This window comes from Sporosarcina saromensis (genome assembly GCF_033253735.1).
GTDB classification, from domain to species: domain Bacteria; phylum Bacillota; class Bacilli; order Bacillales_A; family Planococcaceae; genus Sporosarcina; species Sporosarcina saromensis.
This window is the reverse complement of record NZ_JAUBDI010000001.1, coordinates 230,742-250,737: the sequence shown is the minus strand read 5'-3', so window position 1 is coordinate 250,737 and position 19,996 is coordinate 230,742. Positions and strand designations below refer to the sequence as shown.

General features: G+C 40.9%; 20 protein-coding genes. All 20 read left to right on the top strand.

What is annotated here, in order from left to right; genetic code table 11:
- Nucleotides 1-16 precede the first annotated feature (16 nt).
- The 20 genes from QT711_RS01295 to QT711_RS01200 all read left to right on the top strand — a co-directional run bounded on the left by QT711_RS01295 (nt 17) and on the right by QT711_RS01200 (nt 19,989).
- Nucleotides 17-796, top strand: a complete 780-nt coding sequence (locus QT711_RS01295) for a ribonuclease HII (RefSeq protein ID WP_317941678.1) — start codon at nt 17-19, stop codon at nt 794-796.
- A complete protein-coding gene (locus QT711_RS01290; protein ID WP_317941677.1) occupies nt 793-2,727 on the top strand; it encodes a hypothetical protein in 1,935 nt (644 codons plus the stop codon). The genes QT711_RS01295 and QT711_RS01290 overlap by 4 nt, the downstream gene beginning before the upstream one ends.
- On the top strand, nt 2,724-3,053 hold the full coding sequence (locus tag QT711_RS01285) for an EscU/YscU/HrcU family type III secretion system export apparatus switch protein (RefSeq protein ID WP_317941676.1): 330 nt from the start codon (nt 2,724-2,726) through the stop codon (nt 3,051-3,053). Before QT711_RS01290 ends, QT711_RS01285 begins: the two co-directional genes overlap by 4 nt.
- 87 nt (nt 3,054-3,140) lie before the next feature.
- Nucleotides 3,141-4,301: an ADP-forming succinate--CoA ligase subunit beta gene (gene sucC, locus QT711_RS01280; RefSeq protein WP_317941675.1), complete on the top strand. Its 1,161-nt coding sequence runs from the start codon at nt 3,141-3,143 to the stop codon at nt 4,299-4,301.
- Between the two features lie 18 nt (nt 4,302-4,319).
- Entirely contained in the window at nt 4,320-5,222 is a 903-nt protein-coding gene (sucD, locus tag QT711_RS01275) for a succinate--CoA ligase subunit alpha (protein WP_317941674.1), read from the top strand.
- A gap of 61 nt (nt 5,223-5,283) precedes the next feature.
- Nucleotides 5,284-6,165, top strand: a complete 882-nt coding sequence (dprA, locus tag QT711_RS01270; RefSeq protein ID WP_317941673.1) for a DNA-processing protein DprA — start codon at nt 5,284-5,286, stop codon at nt 6,163-6,165.
- Between the two features lie 170 nt (nt 6,166-6,335).
- Nucleotides 6,336-8,411, top strand: a complete 2,076-nt coding sequence (topA, locus tag QT711_RS01265) for a type I DNA topoisomerase (RefSeq protein ID WP_317941672.1) — start codon at nt 6,336-6,338, stop codon at nt 8,409-8,411.
- Nucleotides 8,412-8,941: 530 nt separating this feature from the next.
- Complete coding sequence (gene xerC, locus QT711_RS01260) at nt 8,942-9,847, top strand: tyrosine recombinase XerC (protein ID WP_317941671.1); 906 nt, start codon at nt 8,942-8,944, stop codon at nt 9,845-9,847.
- Between the two features lie 12 nt (nt 9,848-9,859).
- Nucleotides 9,860-10,402, top strand: coding sequence for an ATP-dependent protease subunit HslV (hslV, locus tag QT711_RS01255; protein WP_317941670.1), 543 nt, complete (start codon nt 9,860-9,862; stop codon nt 10,400-10,402).
- On the top strand, nt 10,399-11,802 hold the full coding sequence (hslU, locus tag QT711_RS01250) for an ATP-dependent protease ATPase subunit HslU (RefSeq protein ID WP_317941669.1): 1,404 nt from the start codon (nt 10,399-10,401) through the stop codon (nt 11,800-11,802). Before hslV ends, hslU begins: the two co-directional genes overlap by 4 nt.
- A gap of 82 nt (nt 11,803-11,884) precedes the next feature.
- Entirely contained in the window at nt 11,885-12,661 is a 777-nt protein-coding gene (codY, locus tag QT711_RS01245) for a GTP-sensing pleiotropic transcriptional regulator CodY (protein WP_317941668.1), read from the top strand.
- 305 nt (nt 12,662-12,966) lie between these two features.
- Nucleotides 12,967-13,359, top strand: coding sequence for a flagellar basal body rod protein FlgB (gene flgB, locus QT711_RS01240; RefSeq protein ID WP_317941667.1), 393 nt, complete (start codon nt 12,967-12,969; stop codon nt 13,357-13,359).
- A 2-nt stretch (nt 13,360-13,361) separates the two neighbouring features.
- Nucleotides 13,362-13,829, top strand: a complete 468-nt coding sequence (flgC, locus tag QT711_RS01235; protein ID WP_317941666.1) for a flagellar basal body rod protein FlgC — start codon at nt 13,362-13,364, stop codon at nt 13,827-13,829.
- A 24-nt stretch (nt 13,830-13,853) separates the two neighbouring features.
- Nucleotides 13,854-14,162, top strand: coding sequence for a flagellar hook-basal body complex protein FliE (fliE, locus tag QT711_RS01230; protein WP_317941665.1), 309 nt, complete (start codon nt 13,854-13,856; stop codon nt 14,160-14,162).
- A 58-nt stretch (nt 14,163-14,220) separates the two neighbouring features.
- Nucleotides 14,221-15,810 carry a flagellar basal-body MS-ring/collar protein FliF gene (fliF, locus tag QT711_RS01225; RefSeq protein WP_317941664.1) on the top strand — a complete coding sequence of 530 codons (1,590 nt, stop codon included), beginning with the start codon at nt 14,221-14,223 and terminating at the stop codon, nt 15,808-15,810.
- A gap of 12 nt (nt 15,811-15,822) precedes the next feature.
- Nucleotides 15,823-16,836, top strand: a complete 1,014-nt coding sequence (gene fliG / locus QT711_RS01220; protein WP_317941663.1) for a flagellar motor switch protein FliG — start codon at nt 15,823-15,825, stop codon at nt 16,834-16,836.
- A complete protein-coding gene (fliH, locus tag QT711_RS01215) occupies nt 16,829-17,599 on the top strand; it encodes a flagellar assembly protein FliH (protein ID WP_317941662.1) in 771 nt (256 codons plus the stop codon). Before fliG ends, fliH begins: the two co-directional genes overlap by 8 nt.
- A gap of 2 nt (nt 17,600-17,601) precedes the next feature.
- Nucleotides 17,602-18,930 (top strand): flagellar protein export ATPase FliI, encoded by a 1,329-nt coding sequence (gene fliI / locus QT711_RS01210; protein ID WP_317941943.1) that lies wholly within the window; start codon nt 17,602-17,604, stop codon nt 18,928-18,930.
- A complete protein-coding gene (fliJ, locus tag QT711_RS01205; RefSeq protein ID WP_317941661.1) occupies nt 18,927-19,379 on the top strand; it encodes a flagellar export protein FliJ in 453 nt (150 codons plus the stop codon). The genes fliI and fliJ overlap by 4 nt, the downstream gene beginning before the upstream one ends.
- A gap of 1 nt (nt 19,380) precedes the next feature.
- On the top strand, nt 19,381-19,989 hold the full coding sequence (locus tag QT711_RS01200) for a MotE family protein (RefSeq protein ID WP_317941660.1): 609 nt from the start codon (nt 19,381-19,383) through the stop codon (nt 19,987-19,989).
- Nucleotides 19,990-19,996 lie beyond the last annotated feature (7 nt).

Below are 19,996 nucleotides of genomic sequence, written 5' to 3'. Positions count from 1 at the left end.
CAGGCAGGGTGATCGAGTGAAGACTGTGAAAGAAATAACACAATTATTAATGGACCAAGAAGAACCGTCGGCATGGATGAAAAAACTTGAAATGGATGAACGGGCTGGCGTGAAGAAAGCGCTAGATCGTTGGAACGTGAATTATAAGAAAAAGCTGCTGAAACAGCAAGCTTTACAAGAAAAGATCGCGTTTGATGACAACTACAAATTGTTTCAAGGCGCTCTTGTAGCTGGAGTGGACGAAGCGGGAAGAGGTCCTTTAGCTGGACCTGTCGTTTGTGCAGCTGTCATATTACCTGAGAACCCTATAGAATTGATCGGATTGGACGACTCTAAGAAGATTGCGAAACGAGAGAGAGAAAGACTAGCGGTAGTCATAAAAGAGATTGCGCTCAGTTATGCTGTTCACATACAATCCGCAGAACGTATTGATGAAGTGAACATTTACCAAGCGACGAAAGAATCAATGGAACGTGCAGTTTTGCAACTCGACACATCTCCGACAATCGTTCTGGCAGATGCGATGGCGTTGCAAGTTCCTTGTCAAACCGAATCCATTATTAAAGGAGATGCAAAAAGCTTGGCAATTGCAGCTGCATCCATCTTGGCGAAGACGACTCGTGATGCATTACTTGATGATCTGAATGTAGAGTTTCCGATGTATAACTTTGCTAAAAACGCTGGATATGGAACAGCTGACCACTTAGAGGCACTGCAGATGTATGGGCCTTGTAAACACCATAGAAAGACGTTTGAGCCTGTTAAGACGATGTTGGAAGGAGGTCTAGTAGATTGACGCATCCTTTAATCACACACACAGCTCCTCAGCCGCCTATTCGGTTACAAACCCCATTAACGTTGAGAGAAGGGCAGATGTTTAAAGGGCATATTAAACAATTCTTTCCTGGTAACCTTGCCGAAGTTCAAATTGGACAGCATAAGTTGATGGCCAAACTGGAAGTGCCTATGAAAGCGGGAGACGCCTATTATTTTCAAGTGAAAGCTGTCGAACCTGAATTGCAACTGAAAATCATTTCAGGGCCTATTCAAGCGCAAGATAACCAGTCAAAGCAATTGGCTAATCTTGTGGATCGGATGCAACTTCAACAGTCAAAAGAGATGCAAAGCGTACTCGCTCATTTCATTAAAAACAAAATTCCATTCACCCGTGAAAACTTGATTGACGCGACGAAACTTCTCAAGTCAGTACCAGTTGCAGTTCGTGGAGAAGCATTACAGATGATACAAAAATTGATGCAGCTTCGCCTGCCACTTACGCCAAAACATTTCTCTTCACTGATGTCTGTAGAAATGAAAGAAGGTTTCCACCAGCTGCTGCAAGCTTTGCAAGTTGCGCTTGATGACGAACTAGGGTTGCAACCCGCTGCGAAGCATTCGATCCTCTCTACTTTAGAGTCGTTGAGTGGAGTTACAAAGATGGCGATGGACAATGCATTATTGCATCACGCAGTTGTGAAGTTATTGGATGACAATGTACCACAGCAAGAGCGTTTTCAAATCCTGCAATTACTGAAATCAGTAGGACTGTTACCGAAACAAGCATCGATGGCAAATTTGCAAACGACACTTACGAATCAACTTATAGGACAAGTAGAAAGCCAAATTCATAGTCCGAATGGTCAATTAAACAGACAAGAAAAAGTAATAAACAAAGATGTCCTCTCAACAAATCAAACAATCATTGATCGCTTGGAAACGATCATTAAAAATGCTAAGATGCACCATTCAACAGAGCTTTTTCAAAGTATTCGACAATTCGCGACGGAAGTCCAACAAGACACTGTTCTAGAACAGCCGCAAAAACAACAAATGATGAAGTTGCTAGTAGCGCTTGAGAAACTTTCTGTTACGGAATTGCCATCATCTCCAATCACTACACAATTGACAAAGATTCTTGTAAAGCATATGGCCGAGCAAGGCCAAAAACAGCCATTCGATGTGAACATTCCCAATGCTCTTCATAAATTGTTTGGTGAGAATGCGCTAGGAAACGCCTCATTAATTAGTCAACGGATTGCACAACTGAATGTACCAATTACGAACCAACTGCTTCAAGAAGCTCAAACGAGTGTGAGTAACGCGATAGACGGCAAAACAATGCAAATGGTGATGCAGTCAATTACCGCTTCACTTGGAGTGAATTATGAAGTTACGATTGGTCATCAACAAGGTGATTTCCAAAAGAACTCGGAGTGGCTAAAACCGCAACTGGTTGCTTTATTGCAAGATCCCTCTATCTCAACCAAAACACGTGATGTAGCTGAGATGATTGTAACGAGAATGAATGGACATTTGTTGCATTCGGGTGAAGTGGGACTAAACCAGCAAATTGTAATGCAACTACCTATGTCAATACTGGGACAACGGATCGATGCAACATTGCAGTGGAATGGGAGAATGAAGGATGATGGAAAAATTGATCCGGAATTTGCTAGAATCATGTTTTACCTTGAGTTGTCATCATTAGACAAAACAGTAGTTGATATGCAAGTGCAAAACCGAATTGTTACACTCACAATTTACAACGAGGAAGAACGATTGAAAATGATTGGGGACCTTTTCCGAGAACGACTGAAAGAAGGACTGGCGTCTAGTAAGTATATCCTTTCCGGAGTATCGTTCAAGAAGTTCGAGGAGTCGACTGAAACTGCTATACGACAGCAAGAAATCATTCAAGAGCACCAAGGAGTTGACTTTCGGATATGACTGAAAAGAAGCATACTAGGAAGGAAGCCATTGCCCTCACGTATGATCCGGCAGCAGGTGAAGCCCCAAAGTTGATTGCGAAAGGTAAAGGCAGAATTGCGGAAAATATCCTATCAAAGGCACAAGAGCATAACATTCCGATTCAAGAGGACCCGACATTGGTCGAATTACTCGGTCAGTTGAATGTCAATGAATCGATACCCGAAGAACTGTACCAAGCTGTTGCAGAAGTGTTTGCGTACATCTACCATATAGATCGAGCGCATGGTGAAGGCGAAATAAGTAAGCGGATGACGAATGGTGTCAAAAAAAACCTAAAAGAGTAGCAGACAATTGTGGACATTCTTTGACATTGTGTCTACAATAGATACGGCAGTAAATTATTAGCTACAAGTTCGATTGGAGGATGTAAGATGAATATCCATGAATATCAAGGAAAGCAGTTGCTTCGCGATTATGGTGTAGCTGTTTCAAACGGTCGGGTAGCATTTTCTCCCGATGAAGCTGTAAAAGCGGCAAAGGAGCTCACTACGGATGTAATCGTCGTGAAAGCACAAATCCACGCTGGTGGACGCGGTAAAGCTGGCGGTGTAAAAATCGCTAAAAATCTTGACGAAGTACGTGCGTATGCAAAAGAGCTATTAGGTAAAACGCTTGTCACTCATCAAACAGGTCCCGAAGGTAAAGAAGTGAAACGTCTTCTTATTGAAGAAGGATCAGATATTAAAAAAGAATACTATATTGGTCTAGTAGTTGACCGTGCAACAGATCGCATTACATTAATGGGTTCTGAAGAAGGCGGAATGGACATCGAAGAAGTTGCAGAAAACACGCCTGAAAAAATCTTTAAAGAAGTTGTTGATCCAGTAGTTGGCTTAACAGGTTTCCAAGCACGTCGTATGGCATTCAACATGAATATCCCTTCACACCTTGTCAATAAGGCTGCTAAATTCATGTTAGGTCTTTATAAAGTATTCGTCGAAAAAGACGCTTCAATCGTTGAAATCAATCCACTTGTTGTTACAGGTGATGACAACGTATTAGCGTTGGATGCAAAATTCAACTTTGACGATAATGCACTTTATCGCCATAAAGACATCGTTGAACTTCGTGATTTTGATGAAGAAGATCCTAAGGAAATCGAAGCATCCAAGTATGACTTGAGCTACATTTCACTTGATGGAAACATCGGTTGCATGGTTAACGGTGCGGGTCTTGCGATGGCTACAATGGATACAATCAATTACTATGGCGGAACACCGGCGAACTTCCTTGATGTTGGGGGCGGTGCAACTGCTGAAAAAGTAACTGAAGCTTTCAAAATCATTCTTTCTGACGAAGCTGTTAAAGGAATTTTCGTTAACATTTTCGGTGGCATCATGAAATGTGACGTCATTGCTGAAGGTGTTATTGCAGCTGCAAAAGAAGTAGGTCTTGAAGTGCCACTTGTCGTACGTTTGGAAGGTACAAATGTCGAAAAAGGTAAAGCTTTGTTGAATGAATCAGGTTTGAACATCATCGCTGCTGACACGATGGCAGACGGTGCACAAAAGATTGTTGAACTCGTAGGCTAAGAAAGGCAGGGACAAACGATGGCAATTTATATTAATAAAGATACAAAAGTGATTGTACAAGGTATTACCGGGTCTACAGCACTTTTCCATACGAAACAAATGCTTGAATATGGTACAAAAATCGTCGGCGGAGTCACTCCGGGCAAAGGCGGAACTGAAGTTGAAGGAGTGCCTGTTTTTAATACTGTTGAAGAAGCGGTAAAAGCAACAGGTGCTAACGTATCAGTCATCTATGTTCCAGCTCCTTTCGCTGCTGATGCGATTTTAGAAGCTGTTGACGCAGAATTGGATATGACAATCTGTATTACAGAACATATTCCGGTAATCGACATGATCAATGTCAAGCGCTACATGGAAGGTAAGAAAACGCGTCTTGTCGGACCAAACTGCCCAGGTGTCATTACGGCTGATGAATGTAAAATCGGTATTATGCCAGGCTACATCCATACAAAAGGTCATGTTGGCGTCGTATCTCGTTCTGGTACATTGACATACGAAGCGACACACCAATTAAGCCAAGCGGGTATCGGTCAAACGACTGCTGTCGGTATTGGTGGGGATCCTGTAAACGGAACGAATTTCATTGATGTATTAAAAGCTTTCAATGAAGACCCTGAAACTTATGCGGTCGTCATGATTGGTGAAATTGGTGGTACGGCTGAAGAAGAGGCTGCTGAATGGGTGAAAGCAAACATGACAAAACCTGTTGTCGGCTTCATCGGTGGTCAAACTGCACCTCCAGGGAAGCGTATGGGCCATGCAGGAGCGATTATCTCCGGTGGTAAAGGAACTGCTGCGGAAAAAATCAAAGCGATGAATGCTGCAGGTATCGAAGTGGCTGATACGCCATCTGTAATTGGTGAAACGCTTATTAAAGTGATTAAAGAAAAAGGTCTTTACGAAAAGTGTAAAACACATTAAGTAAAACGAGCGGCATGCAGGAATCTGCATGCTGCTATTTTACATGGAGGAGAAAATGATAATGCTTTCAGAGACTGATCGTAGGATGCTTGTACTCCATTATGTATATCCTGTACCTTACAACAAAATCGAGTCGATAATGGACCAAGATCCTTTGCTTGAAAAACTATTCTGCTATCGAACAACAGAACTTCAAAGGCTGCTACAAATCCCCCATTCAAAGGCAGCTCGGTTGAATCAACAATTACTACAACACGAAAACACCCCCTTCCCCCTACTTTATCAACAAGAGCAAATCATCCCGATTCCAATAACGAATACAACTTACCCGAGTTCGCTGAAATGGTTAGTCGACCCTCCTTCAGTTTTATATGTAAAAGGTGACAAACGCATTCTTGATGTGCCTAAAAAAATCGCTATTATCGGTTCTCGGAAAGCAACAGAGTATTCAAGAAAAGCGTTGTCTCAAATTATTCCGCCTCTTGTGGAAAATGAAACAGTCATTGTTTCTGGTCTTGCAAAAGGTGCAGACACAATGGCGCACAAATCGACAATGTTCTACAACGGTAAAACAATAGCAGTACTTGGCCACGGTTTGTTTCACCTTTATCCTTATGAAAACCGTACCTTGGCAGATGAACTTGCCTCAAATCATTTGTTGGTTACAGAGTATCCACCATACATGCGACCAGCAAAATGGACATTTCCGATGAGAAACCGAATCATTAGTGGCTTGTCGAATGCTGTCATCATTACAGAATCGGAAGAGAAAAGTGGTACGATGAGTACAGTGGACCATGCACTAGATCATGGGAAAACGGTATTTGCGGTTCCTGGCCCTATTCATTCGCCTTTGTCTATCGGACCGAATAAATTAATTGAAGAAGGAGCAAAACCTATATGGAACGGCTATCAAGCGCTGGAATCATGCCTGTTTAAATGAGTTGAAAAATGTTCCTCATATTGAAAAGGTTGATTTTAATTCAAATCTGTTATACATTTTGCAACAGATATTCTTTTACATCCGCACTCTCGGTTAACAGATTGGCAAAATTGAATGAAACTGTCCACCGGGTGGATAAATAGGAACCTCTATGAGGAGGAGCATGAAAAATGGCAGATTACTTAGTTATCGTTGAATCGCCGGCAAAGGCGAAAACTATTGAACGTTATTTAGGAAAGAAGTATAAAGTTAGAGCTTCGATCGGACACCTTAGAGACTTACCGCGTAGCCAAATGGGTGTAGATACAGAAAATAACTATGAACCGAAATACATTACGATTCGTGGGAAAGGTCCGATTTTACAAGAGTTGAAAAAGGACGCAAAAAAAGCAAAGAAAATCTTTCTTGCAGCCGACCCCGATAGAGAAGGAGAAGCGATTGCGTGGCATTTGGCACATCAGTTAGGCGTAGATATCGAATCTGATTGTCGAGTTGTGTTTAATGAAATCACAAAAGATGCAATTAAAGGTTCATTTAAAAATCCTCGCCCGATTGATATGCATCGTGTGGATGCTCAGCAAGCGAGAAGGGTGTTGGATAGACTTGTAGGTTACAACATTAGCCCAATCCTTTGGAAGAAAGTAAAAAAAGGACTGTCAGCTGGTCGCGTCCAATCCGTCGCTTTACGGATGATTATTGACCGTGAAAACGAAATTAAAGGATTTACACCTGAAGAATACTGGAGCATTACGGGACAGTTTACGAAAAACAGCAAGGTGTTTGAAGCGACATTTTACGGTGATGAAAACAAAAAAATAAAGCTTGAAAATAGACAACAAGTTGATGAGATACTCTCCAGGATGACAGAAGATGAATTTACAATTGTCAATCTCGTCAAAAAGGAAAGAAGAAGGAATCCTGCGCCACCGTTTACCACATCTTCCTTGCAACAAGAAGCGGCACGGAAGCTGAATTTTAGAGCGCGGAAAACGATGATGCTCGCCCAGCAATTGTACGAAGGAATCAATACCGGTAAAGAAGGCATTGTCGGTCTAATTACGTATATGAGAACGGATTCGACGAGAATTTCTGATAGTGCAAAAGGTGAAGCGGTGGAGTATATCGAAAAGATGTATGGGAATGAATTCGTTGCGACATCTAAAGTGAAAGCCAAGGAATCAGCAAATACACAAGATGCGCATGAAGCAGTAAGACCGACATCAGTTTTAAGGCCACCTGATGCGATGAAAGCGTTTTTATCGAGAGATCAGCTTAGACTATACAAATTGATTTGGGAACGCTTTGTTGCAAGCCAAATGGCTCCTGCTGTATTGGACACAGTAACTGCTGATCTAATGAATGGCGATGTGAAATTCAGAGCAACAGGTTCCGAGGTGAAATTTCCAGGTTTCATGAAAGTCTACATTGAAGGTGAAGATGATCATGAAGAGAAAAAAGATGGTATTTTACCACCTCTGGAAAAAGGAGAACGGATCAAAGGCACTGCGATTGAACCGAAACAGCATTTTACTCAGCCACCGCCGCGTTACACAGAAGCGAGACTAGTTAAAACGCTTGAAGAGCTCGGGATTGGCCGGCCATCGACATATGCACCTACTTTGGATACAATTCAAAAGCGTGGCTATGTCACGTTGGATGCAAAGCGATTTGTGCCGACGGAGCTCGGTGAAATTGTACACCAAGCCGTTCATCAATATTTTCCGGATATTATCGACATTGAATTTACGGCAGAAATGGAAAAGAACTTGGACGATGTAGAAGATGGGAAAGTTCGTTGGGTACAAGTCATTGATAATTTCTATAAAGAATTCGAGAAACATGTTAAAGTTGCAGACGAAGAGATGGAAAAAATTGAAATCAAAGATGAGCCGGCCGGAGAAGATTGTGAACAATGTGGCAATCCAATGGTGTTCAAGATGGGGCGTTACGGAAAATTCATGGCTTGTTCAAACTTTCCTGATTGCAGAAATACGAAAGCAATTGTGAAACCGATCGGTGTTACATGTCCATCTTGTAAAGAAGGTCAAGTAATTGAGAGGAAGAGCAAGACGAAAAGGATTTTCTATGGTTGTGACCGATATCCGGAGTGTGAATACGTATCATGGGATAAGCCGATTGCAAGACCTTGTCCTAAATGCCAACACACCCTCGTTGAAAAGCGACTTAAGAAAGGTGTACAGATTCAATGTACGGAATGTGATTATAAAGAGGATGCTCAAGAATAAGTGGAGATAGAAGTGTGGGCACTACCACAGCGTTAGGGAGCTTGCGAGGTTTATTACTGAAACAAATCCGAAAAATTTTCAGCCAATGAACGTCAATTTTGGTTTGTTCCTGGTTTTGGAGAAAAGATAAGGTCTAAAGTAAAAAGAGCTGAAAAACACGCTAATAAAGCATTTGCTTCGTTAACAGTATTTCAATATGAAAAATTAACATGAAAATGAGTCACTTGGATTAAGGTACTAATACTTAACTAAGTGACTCTTTTGAGATTTATGCAAAAAATGAACAAAATGTGTCTGGTTTGTCCAAAATATTGTTTGACGTCTTACTTCTTGATACAAATCGGTTGCTGAACGGAAATACATTCGGTATAGTGAAGCGTGGACGATTTTGGAACTTCCTTAGTAGATTTCCTATTCTTAAGATAAGGAAGTTGGGGAGTTGTTTTTTGATAAAAGAAAAAATAACCACTTTTCAAATGTGTTCAAATTCTGTATGATGGATGAAGTGATTCATGTTGGGGGTGAAACACTTGCAACAACAAAATGAATTGACGGCATTTCTTGATGAATACATATCCTATATTCGCCTTGAAAAGAATTATTCATCTTTAACAGTCTCTGAGTACAAACATGATATCGAAGAGTTTTATGCTTTTTTAAGTGAAGAAGGAATTGTTGATTTAGCAAATGTCGACTATCCTGAAGCTCGACTGTATGTAACGAGATTGTATGATAGAGGATTATCGAGGGTTACGATATCAAGAAAAATTTCGTCAATCCGGTCTTTATACAAGTTTTGCAACGCTCGGTATGGTATGAAAGATCATGCTTTCCAGCTATTGCACCATCCAAAGAAGGAACAGCGGCTTCCGGCTTTTTTTTATGAGAAAGAACTTGATGCACTTTTTGCAGCTTGCGAAGGCGATCATCCGAAATCTGTTAGAAATAAAGCGATTCTTGAAATGCTTTATGCGACAGGTGCCCGTGTTAGTGAATTAGTTTCCATTAAACTTGGTGATATTGATAATGGATTAGGAATTGTCAAAGTTATGGGGAAAGGTCGAAAAGAACGTTATATCCCATTTGGCAGTTTTGCACAACAAGCTCTTGAATCCTATTTGGAAATCAGTCGTCCTTTATTGATGAAACAAAAAAAGCACTACTCTTTGTTTGTCAATTTGCGAGGCGATCCAATTACAGCTCGGGGAATTCGCCATGTATTGGATAGTATGATGAAGGATGCCGCTATACAAGGTAAGGTATACCCGCATATGATACGCCATTCATTTGCCACGCATTTATTGGCAAATGGCGCTGATATGAGAACGGTACAGGAGCTTCTTGGACATAGTCAGTTATCTTCGACACAAGTTTATACACATATCACAAAAGAACACTTGCGGAAAACGTATATGAACACTCATCCGCGAGCGTAGGAGGATGGATATATGAAATTTCACGCAACGACGATATTTGCCATTCGACATAATGGTGAATGTGCAATGTCAGGTGATGGACAAGTGACAATGGGTGAAGCGGTTGTCATGAAACATTCTGCTAAAAAAGTAAGAAGACTTTACAATGATAAGATACTTGCTGGATTCGCTGGTTCGGTAGCTGACGCTTTTACGCTGTTTGAACTGTTCGAGGGGAAATTAGCGGAGTTCAATGGGAATTTGGAGCGTGCTTCCGTGGAACTTGCGAAGGAATGGCGTGGAGACCGTATTTTAAGAAAGTTGGAAGCGATGCTACTTGTCATGGATAAAGAGCGCCTATTACTTGTTTCAGGAACTGGGGAAGTGATTGAACCGGATGATGGCATATTAGCAATTGGTTCCGGTGGCAATTATGCCTTAGCTGCTGGCCGTGCGTTAAAGAAGTACAGTGGTAATGCTCTCACGGCTGAGCAAATTGCAAAAGCGGCACTTGAAACTGCTTCTGAATTGTGTGTGTACACAAATGACAGAATTATTGTGGAGGTGCTTTCATGAACAAGAAACAGGAAATGTCACCTCGAGAACTGACGATGTTTCTCGATCGGTACATTGTTGGCCAACATGCAGCAAAAAGAGCTGTTGCGGTAGCGATGCGTAACCGGTACCGCAGGAGTCTTTTGACACATGAAGAGAAAAGTGAAATTATTCCTAAAAACATTTTAATGATTGGACCTACCGGTGTTGGGAAGACTGAAATTGCAAGAAGGATTGCAAAGTTGGTGAATGCCCCTTTTGTTAAAGTGGAAGCGACAAAATTTACTGAAGTCGGATACGTCGGTAGAGATGTCGAATCGATGATTAGGGATTTGACTGAAGCGGGAGTCCGTATCGTTCGCGAGGAAATGCGTGAATCCGTAAAAGGACAGGCGGAGGGCCTTGCAGAAGAACGATTAGTCGACTATTTAGTTCCAGAGAAGAAACGAAAAGGGAACATGCAAAATCCGTTTGAGATGCTGTTTGGTCAAAAGGCGGATGAGGATGTTAGCAATGATTCTGACAAGCAAGAGTTGAGCCGTAAACGATCGGAAATTGCTCGTAGACTCGCTGCAGGTGAATTGGAAGAGGAAATGATTACGATTGAAGTCACTTCCCAGCAGCCTTCCATGTTTGATGCTTTGCAAGGTTCGGGTATGGAACAGATGGGCGCAAGTATGCAAGACGCGTTTTCATCCTTTATGCCGAAGAAAACGGTGAAGCGGAAAATGTGTGTTAAAGACGCAAGAAAGCATTTGCAAGCAGAAGAGGCGGACAAATTGATTGACCAAGAGGAAATTGCGAGAAGAGCAGTTGAACTTACGGAGCAATCAGGTATTATCTTCATTGACGAGATGGATAAGATTGCAAGTCGCTCGAATGGTGGTTCTTCTTCTGCAGATGTTTCCCGAGAAGGTGTGCAAAGAGATATCTTACCAATAGTGGAAGGCTCTTCAGTGACAACGAAATACGGTACGGTCAAAACCGATTATATTCTTTTCATTGCGGCTGGGGCTTTTCATATGTCAAAGCCATCTGATATCATACCTGAGTTGCAAGGGCGTTTCCCGATACGGGTAGAATTGGATAAGCTCACGAAAGAGGATTTTGTTCGAATCTTGAAAGAACCTGATTTTTCGTTGCTAACACAGTATAAAAAGTTGTTAGCTACAGAAGATGTACGTATAGAGTTTACAGATGAAGCAATTGAAAGAATTGCTGAAATTGCTTTTGATGTAAATGACAATACAGAAAATATTGGTGCTCGACGGTTGCATACTATTTTAGAAAAATTGTTAGAAGAACTTTCTTATGAGGCGGCTGAAATTGGTCCAACGTCGATTACCATCACGTTAACATATGTTGATGAGAAGTTGAAAACAATCGCAAAGAACAAAAATTTGTCACATTTTATCTTGTAAATGAGACATTTTAGTTTATTTAATGATTGAAAAGCTTTAGAATATTCTTAAACACATTTGAAATTTAGAGGAGGAAATAGTCATGGCACTATTAGCAAAAACAAGAAAAATCAATGCAATGTTACAAGAAACAGCAGGGAAACCGGTTAATTTCAAAGAAATGGCTGAAAAATTAAGTTCGGTTATCGAGTGTAACGCATTTATCGTTAGTCGAAAAGGTAAGTTGCTTGGTCTAGAAATCCACCAGCAAATCGAAAACGAGCGTATGAAAAAAATGTTTGAAGACCGCAAATTCCCTGAAGACTATACACGCAAATTAGCGGAAGTGAATGAAACTTCTTCGAATATCGATGTATATAGCGATTACACAGTATTCCCAGAAGAAGAGCGCGAAATCTTCAAAGAAGGCTTAACGACAATCGTTCCGATCATCGGCGGTGGAGAACGTCTTGGAACACTTGTGCTAGCACGTTTGCAACAAAAATTCACAGAAGACGATTTAATCCTCGCTGAGTACGGAGCGACTGTAGTTGGCATGGAAATCCTTCGTGAGCGTGCTGAAGAAATCGAAATCGAAGCACGTAGCAAAGCGGTCGTTCAAATGGCGATTAATTCGTTATCATACAGTGAGCATGAAGCAATTGAACACATCTTCAAAGAACTTGATGGCAACGAAGGTCTATTAGTGGCTTCGAAAATTGCAGATCGTGTTGGAATTACCCGTTCGGTAATTGTCAACGCGCTACGCAAACTTGAAAGCGCAGGCGTAATTGAGTCACGTTCCCTTGGTATGAAAGGAACGTACATTAAGGTACTAAACAGCAAGTTCTTAGAGGAATTAGAAAACCAAAAGAACTGATAATGCTCGACAAAATAACACTTCAACCATTATTTTGGTTGGAGTGTTATTTTTTTGGGAAGGAATCTTGAATATCATGATAATTAAATAATTCATAACTCGAGATTATGTATTTAGTCCTAAATACTAGTTACAAGGATTTTTTATGGATATAAAAAGGTTGTTTTGAACTAATGAAACTTACTATATAAGATAGACAAAGTTCGGCAAAATCCGCTACAATAGGATATATGATTTAATGAATGAAGAAAAGAATTGCGAGATTAATAGTAGGTTCATTCTATGAAACTATGAGGTGAAAACAGATGAATATATACGGCTCAACCATTTCGATGCTTGAGAAGGGATTAGATTACTCCTCCACCAAAGGGAAAATGATCGCGCAAAATATCGCAAATATCGACACGCCGAATTACAGGGCGAAAACAGTAAGCTTCAATGAAGTTCTAAAGAATGCACAAAGCGAACCGATTCATGCCTATCGGACTAATGAACGTCATATTAATTTTTCAACAAAAGTATATCAACCTGGTGTTTCAAAATTATCTACCCTAAAGTATCGACAAGACGGCAATGGTGTGGATATGGATAAGGAACAGGCGGATTTAGCGGCGAATCAAATTTACTACAATGCTTTGGTCGACCGCATTAATAGTAAATTTAATTCATTGCAAAATGTCATTAAAGGAGGCCGTTAAAAGTGTCAATTTTTCATAGTCTGAATACATCTGCTTCAGCTTTGACGGCACAGCGCCTTCGTATGGATGTCATATCTTCCAATATGGCGAACGTCGAAACAACACGAGGGAAAATGGTAGATGGCGAATGGGAGCCTTACCGTAGAAAAATGGTTAGTTTTAAGCCGCAAGAGAATGCGTTCTCTTCCATGTTGAATGTAGCAATGGGAAGCCGCGATCACAGGAGCAGGTCAATTGGGAACGGCGTTACGATCACAAGTATTAAGGAGGACCGTGAAACGCCTTTTAAACTTGTTTTCGATCCAACGCATCCTGATGCTAACGAAGAAGGGTATGTCCAAATGCCGAATGTAGATCCTTTAAGGGAAATGATTGACCTCATGTCTGCGACGAGATCTTATGAAGCGAACGTCACTGTGCTCAATGCGAATAAATCGATGTTAATGAAAGCTCTTGAAATTGGAAAATAACGAAGTAGAAAGGAAGCGGTGTATATGTCCATCCAATCAATACTTAGTACGGGGAACCTTGCAAGCCAAGTTAAATCGTTTCAACCTGTTCAACAGACACCATTCGAAGCGCAACAAAGCTTTGGTACATATTTAAAGAATGCAATACAAGATGTGAATACAAAACAAATCGAGTCGGACGGGATGACACAAAAACTGATTCGTGGTGAAAATGTCGATTTACACAATGTGATGATCACTGCTCAGAAAGCTTCAATTGCATTAAATGCAACAATGGAAGTGCGGAACAAAGTTGTAGAAGCCTATCAGGAAATCATCCGGATGCCTGTATAATACAACCCGTTTACTCATGAAGGATTTATTGACTAAGTAAGCAGACCGGAGGATTAGAATGAAAGAACGAATGACGAAAATTGGAACTGATCTCAAACAGTTCTGGTCAAGTCGCACAAAAAGACAAAAAACGACTTATATCGGCTCTGCAGTTGTAATCATCGCATTAGCCGCAGTTCTAACCTATTTCTTATCAAGGACTGAATATGCCGCGCTCTATTCTGATGTTTCCAGAGCTGAAATTGGCAGAATCAAAGAGGAGTTGGACGTATTAGGGGTGCCAAGTCAAATTGCTCCTGGAGGGACGTCAATACTTGTCCCGAAAAATCGTGTAGACGATTTGCTCGTTACACTTGCTGCTGAAGGCTATCCGAATACAGGGAAAATCGACTATTCCTTTTTCTCTCAAAACGCTGGATTCGGGACGACAGATAACGAGTTTAATATGATCAAGCTCGCTTCAATGCAAACGGAACTCGCCAATTTGATCAAAGGCGTAGAAGGCGTTAAGGATGCAAATGTCATGCTTACACTGCCTACACAAAGTGTATTCCTCAATGAATCAGTTCAAAACGCTAGTGCCGCCATTATGTTGAATACCGAACCTGGTCACCAATTTACAGAAGCACAAATAAAAGCGTTGTATAACTTGGTGTCAAAAAGTATACCAAACTTATCGACTGAAGATATTTCAATTATGAATCAGTACTCTGAGTATTTTGATTTGCAACCTGAATCGACAGGAACAGTAGTTGTGGATCAAATGGAATTAAAGAAAACACTTGAACGGGATTTGCAAAGAAAAGTTCAGACGATGCTTGGTACAATGGTCGGTCAAGATAAAGTCGTCGTTTCTGTAACGACAGATATCGACTTTAAACAAGAAAAACGACAAGAAGATTTAGTAGAACGTGTCGATGAAGATTTAGACAGTTTAGCGATTAGTGTCCAAAGAATTACCGAATCGTTTACCGGGAACGGAGTGATTGCTGGCGGTGTGCCTGAGGGCGAAGACCCATCAGATAACCGAACTTCTTATGTAGAAGGGGATACAGCAAATGGAGATTATGAACGATTAGAAGAAACCATTAACAACGAAGTAAACAGAATTCATAAAGATATTGTGGAAAGTCCTTACAAGATAAGGGACATTGGCATCCAAGTCATGGTTGAACCACCAAACGTTAATGATCTTTCTTCGTTAACACCAGAAGTGGAAGATGACATCACATCAATTCTAGAAACAATCGTCCGTACGTCCATCGACAAAAGTTACGTACCTCAAGATGTGACAGATGAGTATTGGGACAGTAAAATCGCCATCTCAACACAAGTGTTTAATGGGAAAATGGCAAATGTTCCACAATCGACTTCGCCAGCTATTCCTTGGTGGGTTTATGCAATTGGTGCAGTCCTAATAATCGTAATCGTCTTCCTGTTAATCGCTTACTTCCGTAACAAAAAGCAGGAACGTGCAATGGAAGATGAGTTGATTATGGAAGAACAACGAGAAGCGCTACAAGTGGAAGATATTAATAAAGAACAAGAAACGGAATCTTCTTTACGCAAAAAACAGCTTGAGAAGATGGCGAAAGACAAACCTGAGGAATTTGCAAAATTATTGCGTACTTGGATTGCAGAGGATTAAGGAGGAAATACAGTGGTGAAAAAAGACAAAGGTATGAATGGCAAACAAAAAGCTGCACTCCTCCTTATTTCTTTAGGTCCTGAAGTTTCAGCGGCAGTTTACAAACATTTGACGGAAGAGGAGATCGAGCGGTTAACACTGGAAATTTCCAGTGTGAAAAAAGTGGATGCAACGATTAAAGATGAAATCATTGAGGAATTTCATAATATTGCACTTGCGCAGGATTATATCTCTCAAGGAGGGATTGGCTACGCCAAGACGGTTCTTGAAAAAGCGCTCGGAAAAGACCATGCGCAAGCTATTATTAATCGACTTACATCTTCATTGCAAGTGCGCCCGTTTGACTTTGCACGAAGAGCAGATCCTGGTCAAATATTAAATTTCATCCAGAATGAACACCCGCAAACAATTGCATTAATCTTGTCCTATTTAGAAGCAGAACAAGCCGGAATGATTTTATCGTCGCTTCCACAAGAAGTGCAGGCAGACATTGCAAAAAGAATTGCCACGATGGAATCGACTTCACCGGAAGTCATTAGTGAAATTGAAGCGGTACTTGAACGAAAACTGTCATCGACGGTTACACAAGACTTTACTGAAACAGGCGGCGTTGACGCAGTTGTTCAAGTATTGAATGGTGTTGATCGTGCGACGGAAAAAACCATTCTCGATGCACTTGAAATTCAAGACCCAGAGCTTGCAGAAGAAATTCGAAAAAGAATGTTTGTATTTGAAGATATCGTTACACTCGACAATCGATCCATTCAGCGTATTGCACGTGAATGTGAAAACGAAGATCTTATTCTGTCAATGAAAGTATCAAGTGAAGAAGTACGGAATATTCTCTTCAAAAACATGTCCCAACGTATGGCGGAATCATTCCAAGAGGAAATGGAAGTCATGGGTCCTGTTCGATTGCGCGATGTAGAAGAGGCGCAAGCAAGAATTGTTTCCATCATTCGAAGACTAGAAGACTCTGGAGAAATCATTATAGCCCGTGGTGGGGGAGATGATGTAATTGTCTAAGATCTTTCGTCCTTCTCAAACGGTTGCAACGAATAGCAACCCTAGAGAAATTACAATAAGAAACTTGCACAATCCACTGTCAGAAATAGAAGAAGAGCCCTTAACGAAGGAAGTCCTTTTCGTTGAACGCGATCGATTGTTGAAAGAAGCTCGACAGACAATCGAAATCGAGCAAAATGAATGGTTTGAGCAAAAACGTATTGTACAACAGGAAATCGACACACTTAAAGAAGCGTGGGAACATGAAAAGAATGCACTACAGCAACAAGCTTATGAGGAAGCTTTCCAATTAGGGTTTGAAGAAGGGCGCAACAAAGCCCTTTCGGATATGCATGCGGCTGTGGAAATTGCGAATGAAGTGACGATGACTTCCAAGGAAAATGCACAGAAATATTTAGCCTCCCAAGAAAGAGTCATACTGGAACTAGCAATCCGCTCAGCAAGCCGAATACTTGGAAGAGTACTAGAAGAAGATCACGAATCATTTTTATCAATTGTAAAAAAAGGATTAAAAGAAGCGAGAGAGTCAAAAGAAATTAAGCTATTCGTTTCGCTCGAAGATTTTGAACTTGTATCGTCAAATCGTACAGAACTAATGGCAATTTTTCCACCTGATATACCGTTTTTCATCTTTGCTGATGAAGATTTGCAACGTAATGATTGCATGATTGAAACGAATCAAGGGCGAATTGTTGCGAGTGTGAAAGACCAATTATCCGAACTGAAAGAAAAGCTTGTCGAACTGTTGGAAAGTGGTGACTGATGATGAAAAAAGCCGAAGAATTGCTTGAAGTCATACCGCAATTACATACTTTCAAGAAGTTCGGACGAGTTGTCCGTGTTGTTGGTCTCATGATCGAATCACAAGGACCGGTAAGTGCCATAGGTGATGTTTGTCGCATCCACTTAAACAATGAGCGGAAAAACGACACGATTTTGGCGGAAGTCGTCGGTTTTCGTGAAGAAATTGTCATTTTAATGCCCTACACGAAAATTAGTGATATTTCAAGTGGTTGTTTAGTTGAATGCACAGGGAAACCGCTTGAAGTGAAGGTTGGAATGGAGCTGATTGGTAGGGTCGTTGATTCGATGGGCAATCCAATCGATCAGTATCCACTGCCTAAAGGTTTATCTTCTGTAAGAACGGAACAGGATCCGCCGAGTGTCTTGTCCCGATTGCCGATTCAAGAACAGCTTGCAGTTGGTGTGAAGGCAATTGATGGCATGTTAACGGTAGGGAATGGACAAAGGGTAGGGATATTTGCAGGCTCTGGTGTTGGGAAAAGTACGTTGCTTGGCATGATTGCACGCAATACGACAGCAGATTTAAATGTGATTGCACTCATTGGTGAACGTGGAAGGGAAGTTCGCGAATTCATTGAGAGGGACTTGGGACCTGAAGGACTCAGTCGCACAATTGTTGTAGCAGCAACATCCGACCAACCCGCGTTAATGCGCATAAAAGGCGCGCTGACTGCGACAGCTATCGCGGAATATTTTCGTGACAAAGGCATGAATGTCATGCTGATGATGGATTCTGTTACACGTGTAGCAATGGCTCAGAGGGAAATTGGTTTAGCAGTTGGTGAGCCACCTGCGACAAGAGGATATACACCCTCCGTCTTTTCAATATTGCCAAAGCTTCTTGAGCGTACTGGGACAAATGAAGTGGGAGCCATTACAGCTTTTTACACCGTTCTTGTCGACGGCGATGATATGAATGAACCGATTGCAGACGCTGTTCGTGGTATTCTCGATGGTCATATCGTATTAGATCGTACGTTAGCAAATAAAGGACAATACCCAGCAATCAACGTGTTAAAAAGTGTCAGCCGACTTATGAACCATATTGCTTCACCAGAACATGTGAGAGCCGCTGAAAAATTGAGGGAATTATACTATACATTCAATAAATCCGAAGACCTCATTAATATTGGTGCTTATAAACGGGGTACGTCAAAAGAAATCGATGATGCGATTGACTTTGAACCTCGTATAACGACCTATTTGAAACAGAGTTACAAAGATAATATTCGAATGGAAGACAGTATCGGGGAATTGATCTCACTTGCAACAGGAGGAGGTACACGATGAAACCTTATGTCTATCGATTTGACAAAGTGCTCAGTTTTCGGGAGCAGGAGAAAACGGAAACGGAAATCGAATATAAAAAAGCAGTTGAATCGTTTGAGAAAGTTGCGACTGAACTTTATGAACTGCTTAAGAAGAAAGAAGATGTTTCCGAAGCGCACCAAGAAAAAATGAAGCAAGGTTTTATGATAAACGAGGTGCATCATTATGTGCGATTCATCGATACGCTTGAAAAACGCATAGCCAGTCTTCAAATGACCGTTATGAAAGCTCGTTCAAAAATGAAATGGTTTGAAGAGAAACTGCTTGAGCGATCGATAGAAGTAAAGAAATTTGAAAAAATGAAAGAAAAAGATCAAGAACATTATCAAGCTGAACTGGAACAAGTGGAAGCTAGCTTGTTGGATGAATTGTCGACTATGAAGTTCCATAGAAAAGAAACAGGGTGGTAATGTGGTAAATAAACCGAAACAATTAGCAGCAAAGAATGAAGTAGAAAAAGGTGCTAAAAAAGCGAATCTTTTTCAAACACTCTTAATGTGGACACTCATTCCTTTATTATTCACAACAATGGTTCTATTAATCATTGCATTTGTAGCAGACATTAATGTGTTGGACGAAATGAAAAAAATGTCGTCCTCTCTTCCATTCTCTACGGAGAAGAAGTCTGTGGAAGATGAAGAACTAGCTGTAGATATAGAAGAACGCGTTGTATCTTTACAAGCCGAAATCAAAGAAAAAGAGTCACAAGTGTACAAGTTACAAGAAGAACTGGAGCAGTTCAAAGACGAAAAGAACGCATGGTTAACTGAACAAGAAAATCTTCAACGTCAAATTGAAGCTTTGCAACGTGCGAAAGAAGATAACAAAAGGGATGTAAAAGAAATTATTTCGACGTTCGAGAAAATGTCTGCTAAATCTGCAGCACCCGTCATTACGAATATGAATGATGCTGAAGCGATACAAATCCTTACTGCATTAAAACCTGAAGTGCTAGCGCCTATTTTAGAGAAGATGTCTGCTGAAGATGCTGCAAAGTATACGAGCCTTATGACGAAATAGTTGAGTA